We start from the raw sequence: 25551 nt of genomic DNA, 5'->3' as shown, positions 1-25551 counted from the left end.
TTCTTCCGCGCTATTTCCCAATACATGCCAGCAGACGTTCCCCCTGCCTGACACTTTCCTGTTTAAATGGCCTGACTTCCAGATATTCTTCTGTATTTGCTATAATTACCGGTGTCGTAATGTCGAGTCCTGCCTCTTTAATCTGAGCTAAATCGGCCACCACCAGAAGTTCACCCATCCGGACCCTCTGTCCTTCCTTAACTTTTATATCAAATCCCTTTCCGTCCAGTGTTACCGTATCCATTCCGATGTGAATCAGAATCTCTGCCCCGGTATCCGAAGTAATACCGATGGCATGACCTGTGGGATACATTACACTGACGATGCCGTCACAGGGGGCACAAACTTTTCCATCCTCCGGGATGACCGCAATCCCCTGTCCTAAAGCACCTCCGGAAAATGCTTCATCCTTCACGTCTGACAGCAAAATGACTTTCCCGCTGACGGGAGCCGCAATCTCGGCATCCGTAATTTTCCCCTTAACTGCACCTGCCTTTTCTTCTCTGGTAACCGATTCAGAAGAAGCTGCATCCTGTTTTGGTTTTGGAAGCATGTTATCACTGTATCCAAAGAAATAGGTCACGATTGCTGATCCGAAGTAAGCGATTGCACAGGCAATCAGAAATCCAACGAATCCGACTCCGATATACCCCGGCAATGTCAGGATACTCGTCCCAAGCAGCGTAGGGGCACCTGTGCCGGCTGCCGCTACGATTGCGCCCGCTATGCCGGAGAACACCGCACCGATGAAAAATGGTCTCTTAAAGCGCAGGGTAACACCATATATTGCGGGTTCTGTGATTCCCGCCAGAACCGCTGAAAGAGCCGCCGGTCCCGCAATTTCCTTCACTGCTTTATCCTTTGTCTTTAAGAATACACCTAATGTTGCACCTGCCTGAGCCATGTTATTTGGTCCCGTAATCGTAAATAAGGTATCTCTTCCATATTCCGCAATGTTATTCATAACAATCGGCACAAATCCCCAGTGTACACCGAACATAACTGCCGCCGGCCAGATCAGGCCGAGTAAGCCTCCCGCAATAACCGGGTTCAGGGCCACAAGTCCTGTGTAGCCGGATGCGAGTAATTTTCCTGCTGTATCCGCAATCGGCCCGATGAGCAGATACGTCGCCGGGACCATGACAGCCAGACTGACAAGTGGTGTCAGGAACGTCTTACAAACAGCCGGTACGATTTTCTTCAGTACCTTTTCCAGCTTACTCAGGGCATACACTGCAATAATAATCGGAATAACAGAAGATGTATAGCTGACAAGGACAACCGGAATCTTTAGGAATGTCAGTGCTTCTCCTGCTGAATACGCCGCCGTCAGGTCAGGATACACAAGGGCCGCCGCAATACCAACCGCAACAAATTCATTCGCCTTGAATTTTTTAGCCGCTGTAAAAGCCAGAAATACCGGTATGAATGTAAATACACCATCTGCCGCCGCATAAAGAATGCGGTAGGTCCCCATATCCGCCGTGAGCCATCCAAATGTCGTGCAGAGAATCAGCAGCGCCTTTAGCATACCTGCGCCGCTCATTGCGCCCAGTACCGGTGCAAAGATCCCGGATATCGTATCCATAAAAGTATTTAACAGATTCTTCTTAGTTCCCTCTTCCGGCTGAGCCTCCTGATTTGCCTGTTTTAAATCTGTATTTTTGAAAACTGCCTCGTAAACGTCTGAAACATGGTTTCCAATTACCACCTGTATCTGCCCGCCGCTGTCCAGCACTGTAATCACACCTTCCAGCTGACTTAAATTTTCTTTATCGACACAGTCATGATCCTTCACCTTGAACCGCAGTCTGGTTGCGCAATGGACGAGGGAAATGATATTTTTCGTTCCCCCTACATATTTCACGATGTCTTTTGACAGAGTATCGTAATTCTTCTTAGCCATGATTTTACCTCCGCTATCTTTCCACTTTTCTTACATTCGATACTAAAGCGCGCTCTCTTTATCTGAATCCACCTTATCATTTTTTCTTTTTACCCTCAATCCCCTTTGCTTTTTTCTATGTTTTCGAGAATTAGAAAATAAATTCCGGGGCCGTGGCTAAAAAAATTTATACAAAAATAACATGTTTTTAAATTTTCTTTAAATGAATGCTAGTGTGTACTGTTTGCATTGCATATTGTTTTTCAATACAAGGGAGGATATAATACAAAGCAACAGGTTACTATGCACGTAAATGGGGGCAGGTATATGCGTATAAAATCAAAGGAAATTGCAGAGGAGCTCGGTGTATCCCCGGCGACCGTCTCTCTTGCATTAAACAACCGTCCGGGAGTGAATGCAGAGACGAAAAAACGGATACTCGAATATATACGGGAAAAAGAAGAAACTTTCTTAAAAGAGACACGCCTGACGGAAAAGTCTCCGAAAGGCGCTGTTATGATGATAAATTATATCAAGAACGGCATTATCATGAACCGCAGTGATGAGAACCACCCTGTCCTGCTTGAAATCAAACGGACCGTCCAGAACAGCGGTTACCAGTTTTACCACAGGGTATTTCTGGAACAGGCACAGAGTCTGGATGAACTGCTCCTGGAATGCCGCAGGCTGGACGTGAAGGGGATCTATATTATGGCTGCGGAAATGCGCCACAGTGACATTTACCCGTTCCTAAAATTAAATATACCGATTGTCACCGGAGATAATCTGTTTTACGAAGAAGGCATTGACAGCTTTCTCATAGATAACAGAGAAGGAATCGGCCGGGCGGTGGATTATCTGGTAGACAAAGGACACAGCCACATCATCTATCTTGCCGAGAATATAGATATTTTTAATTTTATCGAAAGAAGAGAGGCATTTGTACTGGAAATGGCAAAGCGGGAATGCGGGGATGCGAGCAGCCGGATCTGGCATCTGGGAAGTGATGTAGACACAGTATATGAATCGATGTGCCATCATCTGGACGAGGGGCTAAAGCAGACAACCGCCTTTGTTCTGGAAAGCTCGGTCGTATCATTAGGCGTGAGTAAGGCTCTTTTAGAGCGTCATATTCGTATTCCAAGAGACATCTCACTGCTCGGCTTTGATGCCCTGCCCCCGGTCAGCCTCCTGGGCATGGAGCTGACACTTGTGAAAGGGACACATACGAAAAGGCATCTGGCTGCAGTGAAGCACCTGCTGAGACATATTGAAGATGAGAACGAAGAGATCATGAGAGTTTATTATAAGACACGGCTTATTGAGGGCAGCAGTGTTCATAATAAAACAAAATATATTTATACTTAAGGCCGGACCGTTTTCGTGTTCCGGCCTTAAACAGTTTTCATGTATATCAGTATGGATCCGGCGCCCCGGATTCCTGCGCGGATTCGAGACCGGCCTCGGCCTCTTCCTTCTGCATCCTTTTCATCATCATTTTATTCTGGTACATGGCTTCATCCGCCCGTTTGAATACATTATCAACGGACAGGTCAATGTATTCATCATATACGGCAATGCCGCGTGCAATAGACAGTTTGCCGTCGTGTCTTGCATATTCATTAAACTCATCCAGTGCCATCTGGAACCGGTCAAGAAGTTCTTCATAGTGGTCGTAATCACCGTTCTCCAGAATAACCACAAATTCATCCCCGCCGGTGCGGTAGACAGGACTGCGCTTAAAGACCTTGCAAATGACCTTACATGCCTCGATGATAACCATATCTCCAAAGTCATGGCCATAGGTATCATTAACCGTCTTCAGGTTATTGATATCGAGGACAACCATTGCAAACTCTGGCTTTCCTGTCCGGGATTTCTCTTCCAGAAGGGCCACTGCTTCCTGATAAGCCGTTTTATTCTTAACCCCGGTAAGGCCGTCGCGATAGGCCAGACCGTTAATGTAATCAATGTATTTCCTAAGATGGTTGACTGTCTGCTGGAAGCTGTCTGCCAGTGTGCCGACTTCGTCTTTTGTCTGGTAAGACAGGGAAACGGAGAGGTCTCCTCCCGCAATCTTCTGTGCCGCCGTATTAAGTTCACGGAGCGGCTTGATCAGGCGGCGTGTCATATAAATTGTCAGCAGGACCGCCAATAGTGCAATTACCACCGATGCAATACTCATCTGCAAAATCAAAGTATTTTTAGTTGCATTGATCTCAGAGGCAGGGGCAGTAATTGCAAGTCTCATTCCATTAATCAGAGTAGCAAAGGTCATCTCCTTCTTTTCAGATCTCCATGAATAAGGAAACAAGTGATTAATTCCGCCGCCGTTTTTCAGTTCCTCTGCCACCGGCTGAAGAGTGGTTTCCAGACCGGACATGGCCGTTCCTTTTTCCAGTTCTTTATGATACATGATGTTTGCATCCTCATCAGTCAGAAATGCATATCCTGACTGGTAGACCTTGGTCGATGCGATAATTTCTTTAATAACGTTGAAATCAATATCCATACCCACGACACCGATTGTTGTATTATCTGCATAGAGCGGGACAACATAGGAGATCATCTCAACATTGATATTCTTATTTTCATAGGGCTCCAGCCAGGTTGCTTTCCCGCTCTTTACCGGGATGTAATACCAGCCTACATGTTCCACATCATCCGGGCTGTAGCGGGAAAAATCTGTAGGTGTCAGCTGCTGAAAGGTATTATCCAGAGCAGTCCTGCTCCAGAAAAGTCCCGATGTAGGCTCCGTAAATTCTGGGTTGTACCGGACATAAACGGCAAGGGCTCCCTCAGTATTATTGGCTGCATTTACGGCGACAGACCGGATATTTTTAGTATACTCACTGACATAAGCAGGATCTGTCTTGAGCCGTTCCACATCCGTCAGTTCTTCGCTGGCATAGACGGCAAGCGTATTAACGGATTGTTCAATCAGCGAAAGCAGGCCATTGATGTCCTCTGCATTATTCTCACACTGGAGATTCATAATACGTGCAGAATCTTCATCTGCTACTTTCTTGGAACTGAGAATCCCCGCACCTCCGATGACAAATGATGAACTCAGGACACAGCCTAATATTAAAATAATAAATTTTGTCTGAATTGACTTCATAAATTCGATTCCCCCTCCGCGAATTTTGGGACCATTATAGCAGAGAGAGCGCAAAAGAAGCGCAAAAGAAGGGAAAGCAGGCAGAAGACCTACTCCCGCTGTTCCAAAGTGGCCAGTGTCATTTCCGCCCAGCTGTACTGCGACATATATTCCCCATTGTAAGAATTGACCGCATAAGTCTCCCGGCGCAGGAAATCATACAGGTCACAGTCAAGCTGCTGACAGTCAATGGAAAAGCTGTTTCGTTTTTTGATCAGAATTTCTTCCGCTCCGGCATCCGACAGCGTGTGGTTTAAATCGGCTATCAATGTCCGCAGATGGCTCCTGACAGATCGGCTGTCCGGCTTTTGTTCCCATAACACCGCACAAAGTTCACTTGTGTTCACGGCAGAGCCGCGGCGGTCGATCAGGAATGCAAGGAGCTCTTTCGTTTTTGAATGTTTAAAATGGAGCGGCTTACCGTCTGCAAATATTTCAAAATTGCCGAAAGTCTGTACATGGATGCGTCCATAATCCTGCAGTGGGGGGCTTTTTAACTCTTCCAGCTCCGCGCGGACCTTTTTGACGGATACCGGTTTCAGCAAATACCCCCTTGCATGGAGCCGGTAAGCCTCCAGTGCGTACTGGGGATATCCGGTCACAAATACGATATTAGTTTTGTTGGAAACCTCACGGATATGTTTCGCCAGCTCAAGGCCGTTCATTCCGAACATCTCAATGTCCAGGAAAGCCACATCCGGCCGAAGGCCGCCTTCCAGAGCTGCCAGGACTTTTCGTGCACTGCCGAAGCTGTGTATGTCACTGGACGGCTCAGCCTCGGCCAGAACCCGGGTCAGGACACTCAGGACGATTGGTTCATCATCTACAGCAATAAATATCATAGATTTTCCTCCTTCGGGATTGTTATGACTGCCGTTGTTCCCTGCCCCACTGCGCTCTGAATCGTGAGTTCACCGCCGCACTGCGACTGCAGCCTTTTCCTGACATTGGACGTACCGATGTGACGTGCGTTGTCTTTTACAGGTTTGGCCGTATTATAACCAGCCCCATTGTCTGTTACAATAATTCTATAGGCGGATGGTGTTTCTTCGGTAGCAATTATAACCGTCCCCCCGTCCTCACACTTCGTGATGCCATGCCGGACGGCATTTTCTACGATAGGCTGCAGCGTAAGGGGCGGAACCATAAACTGAAGGGCAGGTGTATCGTAGACTACCTTAACCCGTTCGCCGAAACGCATCTGCTCCAGTTCCAGATAATGCTGCGTATGCAAAAGCTCCTGTTCGAAAGGAATCAGATCCGGATTGGTTAAAGAGTCCATATTCCCCCGCAGGAAGTCCGAGAAGTGGTCTACCGCCAGCTCTGCCTGCCCGGGATCTGTCTGGCACAGGCCTTTCACAACAGAGAGGGAATTATATAAAAAATGAGGCTGGATCTGCGAGAGCATAATCGCGGTGCGTTTTTTTTCTAGTTCAAGCTCCTCCTGCTCAAGTTTATGTGACTGCTCCACCTGTATGCTGATATAAATACATAGTGCAGAAAGTGTCGTGGCCAAATACAGGACGGCAACCCCGTAAATAAACATCTGGATCACAAGGGCAATAACCGGCATGGTGATGTATGCCCCCAGAGCGCCCAGTTCCCGGCCCGTCATCCATTTCCTGTAGCGGATCAGGAGGGTACTGTTCAGCAGCATGCAGATGACTCCAAACATCTGGGATACCCAGAACCATTCCTGCCGGTGGTAAATATTCCCATTGTCTATGAAGTAATACATATGTGTAAACTGGGAAACAATGACAAGACAAATGGCCAGAGACGTAAAACACCACATAATCCGCAGTGGGGTCCTCGTAATCTTTGCCCCTCTGGAAGCAATAAAACCGGTCAGATAATCCGTAAACACGGCCAGAAGCACATACCCAAAAACATATACGCAAAAATTCGCAGTCCGCACGGCCCAGAAACAGAAGGTACCGGATCTGCCTTTAAAAAGCCATGCAGCGGCATCGCAGAATAATACTATGGTATTTACAGCAAGAACCCGTATATACAGCCGGCCCAGCTTCTCCTTTGTATGGTTGGACATACAGAGGCAGAGTATAAAAATAAGGGAAAGCAGGCCGCCAAAAAACTCCAAAGCAACATTGATATACCCGATTGTACTCATAAAAGATTCTCCTTGCTGTTTCTTTTGTATAACATTGTATCAAATAATGTATAAAATGTATAGAACTGATCCTGTCAGCAGGCTTTCACCAAAATACTTAACGAGGTATTTCACGAGTTTAGTATTTATGGTATAATATTCAGCAGGAAATGTCATAAAAAAAGGAGAATGTCATTATGAGAGCTTATGAAAGACTTTTGAAGTACGTCACTGTGCGTACACCAAGTGATGAGAGCAGCGAGACTGTTCCATCTTCTGCCTGCCAGTTTGACCTGGCACATGTGCTTGTACAGGAGTTAAAGGACCTTGGGGTGTCTGACGCAAGAGTGGATGAGCAGTGTTATGTATACGGCCACATCCCTGCAACTCCCGGATATGAGGACAAGACAAAGCTGGGCTTTATCGCCCACATGGACACAGTTTCCGATTTCTGTGACCATGATATCATCCCGGTCGTTACAGAAAATTATGATGGAAAAGACTTTGTTCTGGGGACAAGCGGACGTACCATCAGCACAGAAACATTTAAACATCTGCCTGACTTAAAGGGACGCACCCTGATCACAAGTGACGGGACGACCATTCTGGGAGCCGATGACAAAGCCGGCATTGCAGAGATTATGACCATGATCGAGCGTCTGAATGCGGAGAACATCCCGCACGGGCCGTTGTCCATTGCGTTCACACCTGATGAAGAGATCGGTACCGGGGCAGCACATTTTAACGTCGAGGAATTCGGTGCAGAATTCGGTTATACTCTGGACGGAGATACCGAGGGAGAGATCCAGTTTGAGAATTTTAATGCATGCAAGGCGGTTTTCGAAATTGAAGGTGTCAACGTGCATCCCGGTTCCAGCAAGGATACGATGGTCAATGCCAGCCTGGTAGCTATGGAGATCAACTCCATGCTTCCGTCAGGGGACACTCCGCGCGGCACGGAAGATTACGAGGGATTCTATCATCTGGTCAGCATGTCCGGTGAAGTTGGACATGCCGAATTGAATTACATTGTCCGCGACCATGACCCAGCGGTATTCGAAGTACGTCAGGAGACACTCCGCCACATCGAGAAACTCATCAATGAGAAGTGGGGCGCAGGAACGGCAAAACTGACGATTACACAGCAGTACCGCAATATGTCAGAAGTTATCGATGGCTGCAGGCACCTCATCGAGAATGCAAAAAAAGCATGTGAGAATGCCGGAGTCACACCGCTCGTACTTCCAATCCGCGGAGGCACAGACGGGGCACAGTTAAGCTTTAAGGGCCTGCCGTGCCCGAATCTGGGAACAGGCGGACATGGTTATCATGGGCCTTATGAGCATATCACTGCCGAGGGAATGGATCTGGCAGCGGATATCACTGTAGAACTTGTAAAGATTTACGCACAATAGCTGGTATTTTTTATAATCAATGAATGAAAGACAGAGAAAACCTTATTCTATAGGAGCCCAGACGCCCGCGGGAATAAAGCATTCTCTGTCTTTTCTTATATTCCGGCGATTTTTAACAGCTCCCGGAATGACTGTATTTTATAGTCTGCCCGTTCATCTCCTGAAGCGGTTCCGATTCCGGCTGTTTTCATTCCGGCCGCTCTGGCTGCCTCAATCCCTGCATATGCATCCTCCACGACCATGCAGTCTGCCGGTTCGACCCCCAGATATTCAGCCGCCTTCAGGAACACCTCCGGATCCGGTTTGGAACGGGTAATATGGTTCCCATCTGCTATTGCATCGAATATATCCATCAATCCTGTCTGTTCAAGAATAAAAATGGCATTCTTGCTGGATGAGCCCACTGCCAGTTTAAACCCTGCCTCACGCAGACTCAGCAGCGTTTCCCTGACCTCCGGTGAAACATGCTCGGGTGTCATTCCAGAGAGATATTTTCTGTAGATTTGGTTCTTCTCTTCTAGCAGGTCCCTTTTCTCAGAATCTGACAGCAATGCTTTGTCATACTTTTCCAGAATAATCTCCAGACTCTCCGCCCTGCTTATTCCCCGAAGACGGTCATTCACCGACTCGTCAAAGGAAATCCCCATACGGTCTGCAATCGTTTTCCATGCCTGATAGTGGAACCGGTCCGTAAATACCAGCACACCGTCTAAATCAAATATAAATGCTTTCATCTATTTTTTATCTCCTGTATGATTTAAAAATGAATTTTCTGCCTGCATCTGTTCCAGCAGAAGGGTTGCTTTTTCGGCCAGGATTTCGGCTGCTCCTGCATAGAACGGCGAATTCATTGCTTCATATGTACAGCGCTCATACGATTTTTTATCTGCCATATATTTTGCAGAACCATTGACCATAGTGGCAATGATTGTATAAGGGAAGGGCGACCGTTCCTTAATCCCAATGGCTGTAATACAGTTCAGTTCGGGCTTTACTCCTATAACTGCGAGATTCCCGAGGCATAAGGCCTCCACACAAACTTCCCGCTCCTGGTCCGGTACATAGACGTAATCTCTGGCCGGATAAAGGTGTTTCACATTGGCTTCCATTTTCTTGCCGCGAACTCTGAACGAAATCTTTCCCAGTGAAATTTTACCGTTTCCGCGCACACACTGCGTATGCTGTGATATTTCAATCACAGTGCGTCCCAGCTTCCTCCCCAGCTTCTCGCAGACAGAAATTGCTTGTTCCCCCGCATCCGTTATAACCTTGTTTCCATTTTTATATGTTTCAGCAACTGCCTTTTCAACCGGTGCCTGATCCCCTGCCGCCCCGACAAGGAACAGGGCATATGCACCGTCTTCCTCATAATATTTTTCAATAGTATTGCCGGCGATTCCTGTAATGTCCGGTGAAACGACTTTCATTCCTGAACTCAAACGCATTCCGTCCAGGACAGAAGACTGCACGGCATAGTGGTAGAGTATGGCAATTGTCCTGCCATGCCGGCCGAGGAAACGAAGAACAGTAACCTCATGGTCAGTCAGCCCATCCCCTTTCCCGATCCACCATCCGTCCGGAAGTTCGACATCTCTTCCGGTATTGATATCACAGTACCCCGTTCCGATTTGCAAACCTGCGTCCTCCAGACTGTCCGCTGCCATCCGGACTGCCTCTGATACGGCTGTTTTCACAGCTTCCAGATATCCGTATTCCACGGACACTCTATCTTCCTTTTTTCCATCACGGACTATCCCAAGATGTGGCGCGGAAAAGGTATGCGTCGTGCATATCCATATCTGTTCTTCCCCCAGCCCGGTATATCCGGCAATCTCCCGTTTCATCTCATTGGCTTCTGTATCCGGCAGCGATGTCAATTCCAGTGAGACGATCAGTACGCAGTTCACACTTTCGATGAAAAGTGCCCGGGCATGAAGCGGGAGATGAATGCTTCCAAATTCCTCCGGCTCCATGAATTCCTCTTTTAAAATTATTCTCGCTTTCCCCGCACCAACTCGCATATACTGCTCTCCTTTCTACGATTCTGCAATGAGGCGCTTCCGCCCTTTCCATGTTCCGGCCAGATAATAAACCACCTGCGGGACAGCAGTCACATAAGTAGCCAGCGTGTATCCTAAGAAGCATCCAAAGGCACCGAGTCCCAGCTTATTTCCAAACAGCCAGGTCAGGAATATTCTTCCGGCAAATGCATCACACAATGCCAGCGTCATAGACAGCCTTGTATTTCCTACGCCGCTTATCAGGGCGCTCCCGCTCGGCATGAAGATCTTGGCAGGTATTTCAATCAACAGGGTAAACATAAATACGGGTGCATATTCAAGCACTCCCTTATCCGTAGTAAACAGACGGAAGGATGCCTCCGGAAAAAGAAAGAATACAACGGTTATCACGGTTCCGATCGCTGCATTTACCATGCAGCCACTCTTATAGATTTTTGACACCCGATCTGTTAACCCCGCACCAAAGCTCTGCCCGATCATCGCGGTGGCCCCAAGCCCGATTGCCTGCGTCATGATGCCCGGTATATTCCTCAATTTCTGCCCTGCCCCGAATACAGCAGACACAGATACGCCGAGCCCGTTAATCATACTATTAACAAACAGAAATGAAATCTGTACTGCACTGGACTGTAAACCAAGAGGGATGCCCAGACTCAGCAGCATCTTTGCCATTTGCCTGTCTGGTTTGAAATTCTGAAGCTGGAAAGAAAAATAAAATTCTTTCTGATGCCGGTACAAAAAAATGACAGAACATATTACAGAGGATGCCTGTCCAATCACCGTTGCGGCAGCGGCGCCCGCCACCTGCCACTTCAGAACCCCGATGAAGAACAGATCCAGTACAATATTAATAACAGATGCAATGGCGATAAAGAGCAGCGGATGTCTGCTGTCCCCCATCCCCCGGAACACTGCCGCAATCATATTGTAGAATCCTGTAAACAAAATTCCCAGACTGCAGATGGTAACATATGTATGTGCAAGGCCCTCCGCTTCCGGCGGTATATTCAAAATTTTCAGAAATACATCTGCCCCCAGAATACCCACTGCCGTTAAGAAGAGAGCCAGTCCTGCCAGTATTGTACATAGAGTACCGCTGATCCTGCAGACTTTTGCTTCCTGATGCGCCCCCATATGCTGGGAGATGATAATCTGTCCCGCTGTAGAAAACCCGACACAGAATACGGTGATAAGCTCCATAAGCTGTCCGCCCGTCGCTACGGCAGACAAACCTTCCTTCCCGACAAAATTTCCGACCGCCATCATGTCCACCATACTGTACAATGTCTGAAGTAATGTAGAGAGCATAAAAGGAAGTGAAAATACGATCAGTGTATGAAACACACTCCCGCTTGTCAGATCCCTTTTCTCAATATTAGACTGCGTTTTCATGCTTTCAGAACTTCCCCCTGACACTTATCCGGCTTTTCTCTTACTGCCTTACTGAATACCCATGTCACGAGCATGACAACCAGTACGCCGTAACATGTTGAAATGAGCCTGAACACTGCATAGCATATCCTGGCATTTCCGGACAGGGTGCAGGATACCAGTACGAAAGTGACCCCGCCAATCCTCGCATTGATATAAGGTACTTTGGCTGCTTTACACAGGAACAGGGTCAGCAAAACCCCCACCCCGACCATGACAGAAAGCCCCCACTCATTTCCCAGTGCACCATCAATAAGGATGACAGCGATACCGACAATCCCGCCCAGCGCCGTAATGATCAAACGGTTTATTCCTGCCTTCAGGCTGATCTTCGTATTATCCTGGCAGCACAGCAGGCATGCTATACATGCTGTCATTTTCTGTATCACCTCCAGTTTCATCTCTCCAAACGTAAATTTGATTCCAAAATGATTTAGCATTGCCGCAGTCAGGCTGCAGAGCATAACTGCCACCGCTATCCTGACATCCAGCCAGCTTACTTTTACTTCTTCAGGCTGCAATTTCGTTCCCTCCTTTTGGTATTTGTACTGTTATAATCTCGTATCCGTAAGCCCGCAGAATGCATCTACCGGACTCACGCCTTTGAATTCACTTTTTCCCATAATTTTATCGAGTACTGCATAAATGCTATCTTCGGTTGCCGTATAGACATTGATATATGTACGGATTCTTGGGATATCCTGCAAATGGTAAGGATTTGCAAAGGATACAAAAATTGCATCCTCCTCCATAACAAAGCGCGGTATTTCGAGGGCATGCTTCGGACACCACCCGATACGTACCGTTGTCTGGTTGCTCGCCGTTTCCATGTTCGCCAGATACAGTGTCAGCCTGTCTCCGGGAAGACCTTTACTGCCGTGGAGGTCATCCCTGAGAGGTTCGTATACCTCCACCCTGAAGCCTTCCTGTTCAAGATAGGAAACGGCTGTCGCAGTCATACTTTTTCCCCGTATATCATCCCTTCCGATTACAATCAGCCGAATTACGGAGTATTTATCTGTTGTCACCGGCAGAATGTGCTGGATATCCTTTACCAGTGTCACCGCCTTATCTGCACACTCTCTGTGCCATCCGCGGGCATCTGTCTCGGGCTGAACAAATACCTTTTGACACACAGCTGCTTTTAATGCAAGAACACGCAGAACGGCCTCATTCAGTCTTTCTTCTGTCAATGCACCACTTTCTAAAGCATCCATCATATACTGATAATCCTCCTGAAAATCCGTGTTAAAAACAAGCATATCACTGCCCGCCATAACGGAAGCCACGATAGCTTCCCGCCGGGGCATCGTCATACAATAACCGCCCATAATTGTAGCATCGGTTGTTATCACCCCATTAAAGTGGAACTCTTCCCTTAAAACTCCCGTCAGCAGTTCCCTGCTCTGTGATGCCGGCAGGCACTGCCCGATGGTAAGATCCGGATTTTTTTTCATTGCCACATTCGGCTGTACAATATGGCCCGCCATGATACTGAGAAGTCCCTTGTCTATCATGTTTTGGTAGATTCTTCCATAGGATGCATACCACTCTTCTGATGAAAGACTATTATAAGTAGGGTGCAGATGATGATCTCTGAAATCGACACCGTCCCCGGGAAAATGTTTTGCACATGCCGCCACGCCGCATTCCTGTACTGTCTTCATGTAAACCTCGGTAAACGCCATGACGCGCTTTAGGCTGCTTCCATAGGACCTGACATTCGTAATGGGATTCATGAAATTCAGATCCAGGTCCGAAACCGGAGAGAAGGTCCAGTTTATACCGGTTTCCCGCCCCTCTGCCGCACAGACCTGTGCAAATTTCTCCGCCATCGACAAATCATCTGTCGCTGCGACCATCATCGGCCATCCGAACAGTGTTCCCTCCGCAGTTCCTCCCGCACCACCCTCTTCCAGGTTGGCTGCTTTCAGTAACGGTACCGGGGCTGCCTCATCGAGCCTTGCATAGTTCTCCCGGATTTCCCCTGACGGGGCCGGACGGTAGAGCACGGCTCCTACTCCCTGCTCTGCAGCCATATTCGTCAACTCCTCAATACTGTAATCCTGCCCCATAACACAAAACAATTGTCCTATCTTTTGTTTCACAGTAAGTTTCTGATAAGCATCTTCTACCCACTTGATTTGCTCTCCCGTTAAGTAGAACGGGTTCCCTGCCAGATTGATTTTCTCTGTCATCCTTATTTTTACCTCCTTGCATCCTTCCGCAGAACTGTAAATACAGCCCTTCTTTCTTTATATTGTAAACAGGAAATAAAAGTTTGTATGATGCACATTTCAGTCTCTGTAATGCAAAATATAAGGGGCTCTCTCCTTCATATACATTTATAATCAAATAAGAAGAGAAAACTTTTAGGAGGAGATTTTATGTTTCATGGAGATTTTAAAAAACGCAACACCCTTTTTCTGCTGGCGGTCCTTGTACTGATTAGCGTATATTATTTCTTTTATTCCCAGCCCGTTGCCTCCATGCAGTTCTCAGAAAATGACCTTTCCGTCACATTTTCCGGTGGGGAATCTGACTCCGCCACATTTCTTCTGAAGAATGTACAGGAAATCTCATTCGTAGAAGAACCTGATTACGGAAAATGTCTGGACGGCAGTATATCAAACGGCGGTAACATGTACGGTCTGTGGTGCAGTGACCTTCTTGGCACATATCAGGCCTATGCCTCATCCAGAGCTGGCTCCTGTATTCTGATAAAGGATGCGGAAAAAACGGCTGTTTTTAATTATGAAAATACCGATACTACTTACTCGGCATATGAGGAGCTTAGGAAGTATTGGAAAAGGGCCGGAGCAATTTAAATACTGCTTTACCGGCATTTACAGCCAAATAAAAAGAAGGAGCTGTTTTATGGCAGCTCCTCCTTTTCCTTTCAAAACGGCTGTTGTGTCTCTTTTTCCTGTATGTATTCCAATGTCCCAAAAGCGGGGTCTCTTCGGAATCGTTTCAAATATTCCCATACCTGTACAGCCACATTTTTACAATGTATATGGGGAAGTCCCTCTACACTGATAAATCTGGCCACAGGCATCTTCGATACATTTTCATACTGTCCGCAGTACCAGTAGGTTCCCTCCATATAATCCATCCACGTATGATCAAAATCCAGACCAAATTCACGCTTTACTCTGTCCTCAGAGTTATGGAAGATATCCTGAGATCTGGCGAGGCTGATTTGCTGATAGTTTTCTGCCTGTGCAAATTTCAGCATCCATTGATTAAATGTAGTGATATACGCTTCCTCTTCCAGAGGCCAGATATTTTTCCCGTCCATCTTTCCTCCGATGCAGATAAGAGCCTGTTTCGGACAGGACTCTTTCACAGATTCCTTTAAAATTCCTGCGAGCTCACTGCCTCTGAATATATGTGCTCCACATACGAGGCCCGTGCCTGCAAGCCTGTCCTTTAACCGTACTGTCAGTTTGGCCGAAGCCGATGCCCCATAGCCAAAACCAGTTACGTAGATCCGTTCCCGGTCAACGGCATATCCGTTTTCTTCTAACTGATGCATGATATACCGGAAATCATCCTCCAGCCCTTTCAGTTCTTTCAGATGGTACTCGGGATATACGCAGATGAGCTTCTCCTTTGCAATCAGGTCACTATATCCATAAGTCTCGGCACAGAATATGTCATCCGAGCTGTCATGATAGCAGTAGATAACCGGATAGCTTCGCCCCATCTCTGCCTGAAGGGGGGAAAGGACGGAATATACCCTGCCATGATTCCCCAGATCGTATATTTTCTTCTTCACATCACGTGCTTTCCAGTATTTTAAAACATAAGGATGCAGCGGTGCATCCTTATAGCTTTTATAGACATACTGCATTTCAAAAGCATTCATTCCATACTCAAACGTATTGAATGCCCCGGGATCAAATGTTCCATTTGCAAAAGCAGAAATTGCATTCATAGCCTGCCTCCTTATCCGATTTCTTTGTTCCGGCAGCAAGATACAAAGTGTCCTGGTGATACTTCCTCTAATATCTGCGGCTGATGGCATTTTTCCTGCACATACGGGCAGCGTGAGGCAAAACGGCATCCGGGCCGGGGGTTAATTGGACTTGTAATTTCACCCTTCAGCTGAATCCGCTGCATCGGACGATGAATATCTGTAGAAGGGATTGCTGACAGCAGTGCCTTTGTATAGGGGTGCAGTGTATTGCTAAACAACTCTTTCGTACTGCTTTTTTCCACAAGCTGTCCAAGGTACATCACACATATGTTATCGGAAATATGTCTCACAACCGATAAGTCATGGGTAACAAACATATAAGCCATCCCCATCTGCTGCTGCAACTCTTTAAGCAGATTGAGCACTGCCGCCTGTATTGATACATCCAGCGCGGAGACAGGCTCGTCACAGACAATAAATTCCGGATTGAGCGCCAGCGCACGGGCAATACAGACCCTCTGTCTGCGTCCGCCGTCCAGCTCGTGGGGATAGGACATCCGCAGACGTTCATCAATGCCTACCAGCTCCATCAGCCGGGTCGCCTCTTCCCTCAGTTCTGCCTTCGAATGAAAGCGTCCGGAACGCTTTAAAGGCTCCATCACTGTATTTTCTATGCGCAGACGAGGATTCAGGCTGGAATAAGGGTCCTGAAATACAATCTGCATCTTCTCCCTGATTTTTTTCAGTTCTTTTCCTTTTACATGTGTAATATCCTGTCCCTTGAAACAGATATTCCCGTCTGTTGCCTCTAAAAGATGGATCAAAGTACGCCCCAGTGTGCTCTTTCCACATCCCGATTCTCCTACGACTCCCAGAGTCTCACCTTTTTGAATGGCAAAGCTGACATCATCAACCGCATGGTTCGTTCCGGCAGGTACCTTAAAGTATTTTTTCAGATGTTCTACCTTTATAAACTCTTCACCCATCACTTAAGTCCCCCTTTCCTGATGCATGCGCAGAAATGTCCCGGTGAGATTTCCTGCATCGGAATGTCACCCTCCCTGCAGGCCTCTGACGCATAAGGGCAGCGCGGTGAAAAGGCACAGCCCTGCGGCAGATTTGTTGGGTCCGGAGGCATGCCTGCAATCGGATGCAGCATCTCGTCGTCTCCTGCCAGACTGGGCAGTGAATCAAACAGCCCCTTTGTATAAGGATGTGAGGGATGGTCAAACAAGTCTTCTTTCGAGCCTTTTTCAACGATTTTTCCTGCATAGATGACTGCGACATTATCACAGGTCTGGGCGATCACGCCCAGATCGTGTGTAATCAGAATCATGGAGGTCCTGAACTTCTCTTTCAATTGGTTGATCAGATCCAGTACCTGTGCCTGTATCGTAACATCCAGTGCAGTCGTCGGCTCATCTGCCAGAAGCAGCTCCGGGTTACATGCAAGCGCCATCGCAATCACTACCCTTTGTTTCATGCCACCGGAAAACTGATGCGGATACTCTCCATATCTTTCCGCCGGAATCCCTACGGTCTCCAGCATTTCACCTGCACGCTTCATGCCTTCTTCTCTGCCATAATTATTATGCAGAAGCAGAACCTCCAGAATCTGGTCGCCTACCGTCATCAAAGGATTTAACGCTGTCATAGGATCCTGAAATATCATAGCAATTTTCTGTCCTCTGACATCCAGCATTCCTTCTTCCGGTTTTTTCAGCAGCTCCTCCCCATCCATCCAGATTTCCCCGCTTAGTATTTTCGCGGGCGGATCAGGCAGAATCCGAAGAATTGATTTTGCTATCGTCGTCTTTCCTGCACCGGTCTCTCCTACCAATCCCAGTGTTGTACCTTTTGGCACGCTAAAAGATACACCGTTTACAGCATGGACTACCTTATGGGACTGCGTATAAATCACATTCAGGTCTTTTACAGAGAGGAATATTTCCTTTTTATGATCAGACATCTTGTCTCCTCCTTTTATCAGTCTCTCAGTTTTGGATCCAGTGCATCGCGCACGCCGTCACCCATCAGATTGATTGCAAACACCGCCAAAGCAATGATAATCCCCGGAACCAGTATCAGATGCGGATACGTCCTGATATAAGCGCGCCCTTCGGAAAGCATGGCGCCCCATTCCGGATTCGGCGGCTGTATTCCCAATCCGATGTAGGAAAGAGAGGCTGCCATAATGATGCAGGAGCCGATTCCCATTGTCATAGTCACGATAATCGGCTGTATGACATTCGGAAGCAGATGCTTAAACATAATAGAAAGATTACTGCAGTTAATAGACTGGGCCGCTTCTATATATTCCCTGGACCGCTCCGACAGAATCTGGCCGCGTATCATCCGGACGGTTCCCGGCACGCCTCCCACCGTAAGGGCAAGCACGGTTGCGAAGAATCCTGAGCCCATTGCACTGGAAACAAGAATACAAAGCATGGTCCCCGGAAGTGCTGACCATACATCCATCAGCCTCATAATAACCGTCTCGGTCATGCCGCCAAAATATCCGCCGATAGACCCGATGATGACGCCCACTGCCGCCCCGAATAATGAAGCACAGATTCCCAGTGCCAGTGAATACCGCCCTCCATACATCAGACGGGTGAACAAGTCCCTCCCCATCGAATCGCATCCCAGCAGATGCTGTGAGGATGGGCCGGAATACATATTAGCCAGGTCCACGCCGTTCACTTCATATGGGGAAAAGAACGGACCGGCCAAACAGACCAGGACAATGAGTGCCAGAAGGATAATCCCGAGTTTTGCACTGAATGCCTTTGTCATGCGCTGAAAGAATTCCAGCGTCTGACTCTGTTTATGTACCTTTCTGGTCTTTGACATCTACTTCACCTTCTTTCCTTTGCTGTACTGGGCCTTGATCCTCGGATCAAGAAAGGCATAGCACAGGTCCATAATCAGGATTGCCACGGAGCAGAACAGTGCAAAAAAGATAACACATGCCCGCACCACCGGATAATCGTGCTGATTGACACCTGCAAGCATGTAGGCGCCCACACCTGGGATTGAGAATACAGATTCAATCACGGGAGAACCTGCAACTACCATGGCAAGTCCGCCCCCTACGCCTGTTATAATCGGCATCATGGCATTTGGAAGCATATGCTTTCTCGTGATCACTTTTTCTTTCTGTCCCTTAGCCCTGGCCGTTGTTACAAAGTCCGCCCGGATCACCTCCAGCATACTGGAGCGCGCCTGCCTTGCATTCACTGCGATTCCGCCGAGTGCACACGAGATGATCGGAAGAATATAGCAGGCCATACTCTCAATGCCATATGCAGGGAGCCACCCCAGCTTCAGGGAGAACAAAAGGATCAAAAGCAGCGCCACAAAAAAGTCCGGAGCTGATATGAACACCATAGCAATTATCATCACAAGAGAATCCTGCCATTTCCCCTCATGTGTTCCTGCAAATATGCCAAGGAGCGTACCGATCGTAACGTTCAGCACCATAGCGGAAAGTCCGATCAGCAGCGTTCTCGGGAGCCGGACCGCGAGCTCTGCCATGACAGAGCTGCTGAATATCCAGGAATCCCCGAAATCTAATCGTATAAAAGTATCATACATATATCTGCCCAGCTGGACCAGATATGGCTGGTCCAGTCCAAGCACCGTTCGTTTTTGATTAATTACTTCTACAGTGGCTTCTTTTCCCAGCATCAGGCTTGCAACATCTCCGGGAACCAGATATGTCAACGTAAATATTACCACACCGGCGCACCATAGAATGACGATCATCATCAATATTCTTTTGACAATATATCGAAACATAGGACTCCTCCTGTTTTTTATCTAACCCGGAAAGCATATGCCTGCCAGAATTAGTGAATTATTCCTGTCCAATAAATTTTGCTGCACCCGGAGTGTAATATCCTTCGCGGTAATACATCTCTTCCATATTAGCCGTATAGACAAGTGCGGTACTGACATTTGCAATCGAATACAGATATCCCTTATCAATTACATAGTCCAGAACCTCGCGCATATGCTCCGTATCATGGGTTGCATCTGCAGTCGCTGTCTCATACAGTTCCTGAAGCTTCGAATCCTCAATCAGTGAAAATGTAAGCCCGTTGTTTACTTCATTATCCATCAGCAGGTGCCATGAGCCTACCATGCTCGGTCCTCCGATTGTGTTGATCATCATATCCCACTGGTCCGAATACGTTGGACTTGTCATTGTATTATAGGTGTCATTTGTTACCGCATTGATCTCCAGCTTGATGCCAGCCTGTTCTAGCAGCACCTGTATCATCTGCGCTGCCGCTGTGGCCGTCTCATTGTTTACGCAGATAAGTTTCAGTGTTTCCCCTTTATAACCGGCTTTATCCAGATAATCCTTTGCTTTGTCCACATCATAATCCGTAATATAGGTTCCGTCTAATTCCAGGGCTTCATCATAATCTGCATATGCAGAATTGCCAAGGGATGTGGATGGGACATACTGTCCGCCCATTGCCGTTGAGACAGCCTGATTGTCTATTGCATAATAAACCGCTTTTCTTAAATCTTCTCCCATTCGCTGCCCGTTTGGAGCAATATACCAGTAATCGCCCTGTACGACTTCTTCTACTTTATAGCGTGGATCAGAGGTAAACTTTTCTTCATCCGCAAGCGGCACATAACTGCACACATCCAGTGTTCCGTTTTCCAATCCGACAACTGCCGTTGAAGATTCTGTTACTACATCCAGTTCCAGCGTCTGAACCGTAGCTTTGTGGCGTCCCGTCAGCTGGTCCTGATACTTCAGTCCCCAGTAATCGTCATTTGCTTCCATCACAACTTTGGAACCGGTCACAAAGTCCGTCACCTTATAGCAGCCTGTCCCGACCGGAGTCGTTGCCATCCCGCCGTGGTCCTCATAGGCCTTCTGTGAAAAAATCAGGGTTCGTACCAGTGGAAATTCAATTTCTGAAATAGCCGGCGGCACTTCCTTCCAGTTCATTTTAAAGGTATAGTCATCAATTACTTCGATGGAGTCATAATAATCAAAGCGGATCGCCTGCCCGGCTGCAATAATTTTTTCAAAACAATATTTCACATCATTTGCCGTAATATTATTTCCTTCCCAGTCCGTGATGTCATTGTGCAGCTTGACTGTCCAGGATGTTCCGTCTTCTGAAGGCTCGTATGATTCTGCCATACATGGGACCAGCTCCCCGGAATTGTCATCTGCCATGTCAAAGAGAGACTCATAAATGCCATAAATCCAGTAATATCTTGATCCCAGATTGACATCGTCCCCTTCCAGATCCTGTGGATCTTCCGAGATTGCCACGACCAGCTTATCATAACGTCCGTTCTCCAGAATGTGGCTTTTTGCATCCCCGCTGTCCACTTCCGCAGACGTACCTGAGCTTTTCGAATCTGACCCCTTGTTCGTTACGGAACCGCATGCTGCCAGTGTAACTGTCATCGAAACGGCCAAAAGTAATGCTAACATTTTTTTCTTCATTTCATTTTTCCTCCTTTGATTGAATAAATGATTTCTCAAGACGGCTGTTTAATCCACTGTGATCGGTACCCCGTCATCCCCGTGGGGCTCTGCCGCAGTGCTCACTTCATAAGGAACACGCCTCTCTATAGCGGACATTGCAAGTGCGGACAGCACACATGCTAAAAATTGTGCTGCCGCCATAACTGTACCTTTTCCCGATCCTGTCTGGCTCTGAGAAAAAGACAGCAGTACAAACAACGCATCCGCGGCAAAGCATCCTGCCGCGGCCAGCGAAATCCTGCCCAGAGAAACGGATGCACTTTTATATTGCCCGACAGTCATCGCCCTGGGAGCGAACACATAGTTGATCAGCAGTATATAACTAAGTGCTGTCAGCACAAGAACAGTCATGAATTCCGAGATTGTCAGATACCAGGCTGTAGGGGCTAACCTGCATCCTGCCTGGATCAGCATAAATACCATATCTGCCGACAATAGTACGTACAGGATTCGTATCAGCAGATACGGACACAGCGATAGCTTTTGTCTGTACCAGACACCGGTATATTCCCGAACCAGTTTCATCCTTCCATTGGCACCCATTCTCCGATATTCCGTATAATCCTCAAAATGCTTGTGGTAAGAATGGCTGTGAAATCCTCTGAAATCTGCATCCCGTTCATATAGCTTCTGTCTCAGTCTCCGGTTTGTATGGCTTATCCACTTTTTATCCGCCAAATTAATCCCTCCCGTACCTGAATTTTTCATGCTGTTTCCTTGCCCTAAAATGAATTTACCATATGTCTCCTGCTTTTGTTACTTCACAATCTGGATGCTGTGATGCGCAAAACGCATTGTGCATTTTTACTTTATTTTATTTTTATGTGCAGCAGTTTTTTCTATATATCACAAAAAAAGAAGCCTGGTGAAACCAGACTTCTGTATAATATGCCTATCTTTATTCTAATAGTGTTTGATTGATATCTTTATTGTTTATCTTCCATTTCTTTGCAAACCTGATAAATGATTCTGCCGCTTTGGACAGACTTCCGTCATTGCGGTAGCACATAGCGATATTGTACTCTATATTTGGCACAATATCCAGAATTTTCAGGCCCGGACGGCTGGGAGCATACTCTGGTGTTCCGTGGATCAGCGCAATGCCAATCTTTTGTTCTACCATCTTAAGCACATCATTCCCCACCGGCGCCGTGGCCGTAATGTCTGGTGTAAATCCAAGCTTGTTAAAAAACTCCATAAACATATCGCTGAATGTGGCATCCTCTGTCATGGCAACGAACTTCTCATCCTTCAGTTCTTCAAGCGATACGGCGCCTTTGTCTGCCAACGGGTGGGAATCATATACAACTGCAAGCATGCGGATGCTCATAAAAGGATACAGCACGAGTTCATTATCCAGATTATCTGCCCCAGCCATAAAAACAACATCCAGAAGTCCCTCACGCAGCTTCATATCGGCATGCTCCGGATGATAATATTCCAGCGTATACTGTGGATATTTCTTCTTAAAATCGATCAGCAGATCGATGATTTTACCGAATGCCGTAATCTTTATGACATTGCTTTCCTCATCTTCATGGTGCAGCGCCTTATAGCACTGCTGCTGTGCAAATGCAATCTTTTTCGCATATGGAAGAAATGTCTTGCCCGCCTCATTCAGCACAAAGCCAGTCCTTGTCCTGTCAAACAGCGTGATGCCAAACTCCTCCTCAAAAGACTGGATGTGACGTACCAGAGTGGACTGCGATACAAACAGCTTCTCTGCTGCTGCGTAAGAGCTCCCCAGCTCTGCCAGTGCCAGAAAGTCCTGAATATTTTTTGTCTCCATACCCTAACCTCTACCCTCTTTCGTAAAACCACCACATTGTTGATACCAGTATACCAGAATCTCTTTCTGTATTTCAACAGGCAGATTTACACTCTAGGCCCCCAGTTTATCCAGCCAGACTGCAATGTAGTCAAAACAGTTCTTCACTGTATCTCCAAACGGGTACCCCTTTGCGTCCTCCTGTGGGGTAAAATTATGAGATGCGCCTTCTACAAATGCGATCGTTTTATCCTTTCCCGGTGCCTGCTTATATATTTCTTCAGCAGCCAGAAATTCATAGCTTCCCGTCATCCCCATAATCAAAAGAGGGACCCTCACATGCCGGATATTTCCCGGCGTGCAGCTGAAAGAGGAATCCCAGTCAATACCGGACATATGGGTGCTGTCATATCCGAATCCCTTCGTGCGGACGCAGGAGCAGGTCAAATATGTACGGATTGTTGTGATATCTGTGGCGAATTTATTCATTGTCACCATATTCTTATCGAAGTGCGGGCTTCTCAGAGAACAGATCACCTCATTTGTTACGGCTGCGTCTGCATGGATTAAGTCATATTTTTCCTGCGTGTGGGATAAATACCGGATATCCTGCGGGAACAGTTTATTATTCGGTGCAATCTGTGAGCCGCCGGCAATAATAAACGGTTCATCGTCATCAAAATCACCGGCACCTGCTTCAATCTGCTCCAGCCGCTCCAGAGCATATGCTATCAATGCGTTGTTGCGTTCCTCCTGCGCTTTGTGGTAATTCGCAACAAATTCATCGGAGTACCGGGAGCCCTCCGGATGAAATCCGTTTTTCGGATCAAACAGGTCAAATCCGGGCTTCAGGCTGCGGCTTGATGTCTGAGCTGTAATCCCCGGCTCCAGACTTACCAGCGTCATAACGCCATTTCCCCAGTTTGAATCCAGCAGCATCACCGCATCCGCCTGTGGCAGCTTCTTCATGTCTCTCATCTTCACAATCCGGTGTTCATCCTGAAATATAGAAACTCCGTTCTCTGCAACTGCCTGATATGCGCTCATCAGAGTGGCGCCCCCACTGTGCCCCAGAAGCACAGTCCTCTGGATTCCCTCATACGACTGCATATATTCCAGGGCTCTCCCGACATCCTCCAGTTTATCCTCAAAAGGCCCTCTGGATTCCCCTACATTGGATGCCACCACTGTAAATCCTCTTTTAGCAAGCTCTGGTGCCGGAATGAACCCATAGTAGTCTCCGTCCGAATGCATCAGTACAATCCCCGTGCCTGCACGTTCCTCCTGACGGACCGGTTCATAGACCACACCGCCCTGACGGTGGGTTAGTTGTATATATTTATTTTTTATTTCATAATATTGACTGTTCATAATGATTTCCTTCCTGTCTTCATTTTCTCTTATTTTTCTCTCAATCGAATGTCATACGTGATACTCGTCCCTGCATATTCTACCCGGCGCAGATAGGACATATCTGCCCCTTCCCCGTCAAAATGCATATCTTCAGGATGCGGCATCTGCCTGTGATAGGCCCGGCTGCCGTCAGGTGCCGTGATTTCCGGCAGCCTGAACTTATGGGGGCGGGGAATTTCTCCCTCGTGTCCGTCTAAAATGTATTCCGCACATGCCAGCAGTCTGTCAATGACAGCTGCGTCAAAGTGTCCCTGACCTGCACATAATGTATCAAACTCCCCACGGTGTGCCGCAAGTTTTCTTAAATTTTCCGCAAAAGAGGTAAGCCCCCCGTTCAGATGCTTTTCTCCTTCTGTAAGCTCATCTCCGGAGAACAGAAGCCTCTCCCGGCGGTCCAGCAGTACAATGCTGCCGGCTGCATGGTCCGGAAACGCAAAAACCTCCAGATCCCGTTCCCCCAGATGAAAAATGTATCCTTCCCCGATGATAATCCGCTTATAATCCTGCGGAAATGTAATTCCCGCAAAGCTGGGGGAAGGAATCGTCGCCAGACGCCCTGTCTCCTGCGACATAAATGCCTGTTCAAAATAACCGTTATTCGCCGTATGGTCAAAATGATCATGGGTATTCACCACTGATTTGACTGGTTTTTCGGTAAGGCTCTGCATATATTCACGGATATTTCCGGCCCCGTAGCCCGTATCAATTGCAAGCGCTTCATTTTCTCCCTCCACAAGATAAGAGAAATCTCCTGAACTGAGAATTCTCCACGTCCCCGGGGCTGTTTTCACCGACTCAAAGTATGCTTCATCCATATGGCTGAATGAGCCGTCCGGATTCTGAATATACTGCTCATGTCTGCTGGAAAAATCAATTAATTTTACACTTTTCATATTTGC

22 protein-coding genes are annotated in these 25551 nt (G+C 47.3%); 3 read left to right on the top strand and 19 right to left on the bottom strand.

Going from position 1 to position 25551, the window contains the following annotated elements; translation table 11 throughout:
* Window positions 1–10: 10 nt before the first annotated feature.
* Complete coding sequence (locus tag A8806_RS09975) at window positions 11–1906, bottom strand: beta-glucoside-specific PTS transporter subunit IIABC (protein WP_109731041.1); 1896 nt, start codon at window positions 1904–1906, stop codon at window positions 11–13.
* Between the two features lie 306 nt (window positions 1907–2212).
* Between A8806_RS09975 and A8806_RS09970 the strand changes: the two genes are divergently transcribed.
* On the top strand, window positions 2213–3253 hold the full coding sequence (locus A8806_RS09970; RefSeq protein WP_181368652.1) for a LacI family DNA-binding transcriptional regulator: 1041 nt from the start codon (window positions 2213–2215) through the stop codon (window positions 3251–3253).
* A 46-nt stretch (window positions 3254–3299) separates the two neighbouring features.
* Here the strand turns inward: A8806_RS09970 and A8806_RS09965 are convergent, their stop codons facing one another.
* From A8806_RS09965 to A8806_RS09955, 3 genes are all read right to left on the bottom strand, one after another.
* Complete coding sequence (locus tag A8806_RS09965; protein ID WP_109731039.1) at window positions 3300–5006, bottom strand: sensor domain-containing diguanylate cyclase; 1707 nt, start codon at window positions 5004–5006, stop codon at window positions 3300–3302.
* 89 nt (window positions 5007–5095) lie between these two features.
* On the bottom strand, window positions 5096–5887 hold the full coding sequence (locus A8806_RS09960) for a response regulator (protein ID WP_109731038.1): 792 nt from the start codon (window positions 5885–5887) through the stop codon (window positions 5096–5098).
* Window positions 5884–7176: a sensor histidine kinase gene (locus A8806_RS09955; protein WP_109731037.1), complete on the bottom strand. Its 1293-nt coding sequence runs from the start codon at window positions 7174–7176 to the stop codon at window positions 5884–5886. The genes A8806_RS09960 and A8806_RS09955 overlap by 4 nt, the downstream gene beginning before the upstream one ends.
* Window positions 7177–7352: 176 nt before the next feature.
* Here A8806_RS09955 and pepT point away from each other — a divergent pair, with 176 nt between their 5' ends.
* The gene (gene pepT, locus A8806_RS09950; protein WP_109731036.1) at window positions 7353–8570 is read left to right on the top strand and encodes a peptidase T; all 1218 of its coding nucleotides are present in this window, start codon (window positions 7353–7355) and stop codon (window positions 8568–8570) included.
* Window positions 8571–8665: 95 nt separating this feature from the next.
* On the opposite strand, the gene pgmB is transcribed toward pepT, so the two are convergent.
* From pgmB to A8806_RS09925, 5 genes are read right to left on the bottom strand one after another with little or no spacing between them, the layout of a single operon-like run.
* The gene (pgmB, locus tag A8806_RS09945) at window positions 8666–9304 is read right to left on the bottom strand and encodes a beta-phosphoglucomutase (RefSeq protein WP_109731035.1); all 639 of its coding nucleotides are present in this window, start codon (window positions 9302–9304) and stop codon (window positions 8666–8668) included.
* Window positions 9305–10591, bottom strand: coding sequence for a hypothetical protein (locus A8806_RS09940; RefSeq protein WP_109731034.1), 1287 nt, complete (start codon window positions 10589–10591; stop codon window positions 9305–9307).
* 15 nt (window positions 10592–10606) lie between these two features.
* Window positions 10607–11983, bottom strand: coding sequence for an MATE family efflux transporter (locus A8806_RS09935; RefSeq protein ID WP_109731033.1), 1377 nt, complete (start codon window positions 11981–11983; stop codon window positions 10607–10609).
* Window positions 11980–12543 (bottom strand): FUSC family protein, encoded by a 564-nt coding sequence (locus A8806_RS09930; RefSeq protein WP_109731032.1) that lies wholly within the window; start codon window positions 12541–12543, stop codon window positions 11980–11982. The genes A8806_RS09935 and A8806_RS09930 overlap by 4 nt, the downstream gene beginning before the upstream one ends.
* Before the next feature lie 30 nt (window positions 12544–12573).
* Window positions 12574–14220 carry a glycoside hydrolase family 3 protein gene (locus A8806_RS09925; protein ID WP_109731031.1) on the bottom strand — a complete coding sequence of 549 codons (1647 nt, stop codon included), beginning with the start codon at window positions 14218–14220 and terminating at the stop codon, window positions 12574–12576.
* A 189-nt stretch (window positions 14221–14409) separates the two neighbouring features.
* Here A8806_RS09925 and A8806_RS09920 point away from each other — a divergent pair, with 189 nt between their 5' ends.
* Window positions 14410–14850, top strand: coding sequence for a hypothetical protein (locus A8806_RS09920; protein WP_109731030.1), 441 nt, complete (start codon window positions 14410–14412; stop codon window positions 14848–14850).
* A 71-nt stretch (window positions 14851–14921) separates the two neighbouring features.
* Here A8806_RS09920 and A8806_RS09915 read toward each other — a convergent pair whose 3' ends face one another.
* The 10 genes from A8806_RS09915 to A8806_RS09870 form a co-directional block, all read right to left on the bottom strand.
* Window positions 14922–15962 (bottom strand): hypothetical protein, encoded by a 1041-nt coding sequence (locus A8806_RS09915; RefSeq protein ID WP_109731029.1) that lies wholly within the window; start codon window positions 15960–15962, stop codon window positions 14922–14924.
* Between the two features lie 11 nt (window positions 15963–15973).
* Complete coding sequence (locus A8806_RS09910) at window positions 15974–16930, bottom strand: ABC transporter ATP-binding protein (protein ID WP_109731028.1); 957 nt, start codon at window positions 16928–16930, stop codon at window positions 15974–15976.
* Window positions 16930–17913 (bottom strand): ABC transporter ATP-binding protein, encoded by a 984-nt coding sequence (locus A8806_RS09905; RefSeq protein WP_109731027.1) that lies wholly within the window; start codon window positions 17911–17913, stop codon window positions 16930–16932. Before A8806_RS09905 ends, A8806_RS09910 begins: the two co-directional genes overlap by 1 nt.
* 17 nt (window positions 17914–17930) lie before the next feature.
* Window positions 17931–18797 carry an ABC transporter permease gene (locus tag A8806_RS09900; RefSeq protein WP_242996034.1) on the bottom strand — a complete coding sequence of 289 codons (867 nt, stop codon included), beginning with the start codon at window positions 18795–18797 and terminating at the stop codon, window positions 17931–17933.
* Complete coding sequence (locus A8806_RS09895; protein WP_109731026.1) at window positions 18798–19745, bottom strand: ABC transporter permease; 948 nt, start codon at window positions 19743–19745, stop codon at window positions 18798–18800.
* 58 nt (window positions 19746–19803) lie between these two features.
* Window positions 19804–21429 carry an ABC transporter substrate-binding protein gene (locus tag A8806_RS09890; RefSeq protein WP_109731025.1) on the bottom strand — a complete coding sequence of 542 codons (1626 nt, stop codon included), beginning with the start codon at window positions 21427–21429 and terminating at the stop codon, window positions 19804–19806.
* A gap of 48 nt (window positions 21430–21477) precedes the next feature.
* Entirely contained in the window at window positions 21478–22149 is a 672-nt protein-coding gene (locus A8806_RS09885; RefSeq protein WP_146203274.1) for a hypothetical protein, read from the bottom strand.
* A 220-nt stretch (window positions 22150–22369) separates the two neighbouring features.
* Entirely contained in the window at window positions 22370–23260 is an 891-nt protein-coding gene (locus tag A8806_RS09880; RefSeq protein WP_109731023.1) for a LysR family transcriptional regulator, read from the bottom strand.
* Window positions 23261–23353: 93 nt separating this feature from the next.
* Window positions 23354–24610 carry an alpha/beta fold hydrolase gene (locus A8806_RS09875; protein WP_109731022.1) on the bottom strand — a complete coding sequence of 419 codons (1257 nt, stop codon included), beginning with the start codon at window positions 24608–24610 and terminating at the stop codon, window positions 23354–23356.
* Between the two features lie 29 nt (window positions 24611–24639).
* Entirely contained in the window at window positions 24640–25545 is a 906-nt protein-coding gene (locus A8806_RS09870) for an MBL fold metallo-hydrolase (protein ID WP_109731021.1), read from the bottom strand.
* Window positions 25546–25551: the final 6 nt, after the last annotated feature.

It is taken from the genome of Faecalicatena orotica (assembly GCF_003149245.1).
GTDB lineage: Bacteria > Bacillota > Clostridia > Lachnospirales > Lachnospiraceae > Faecalicatena_A > Faecalicatena_A orotica.
Note: the sequence above shows the minus strand (reverse complement) of the source record. Positions and strands in the feature narration are given on the sequence as shown.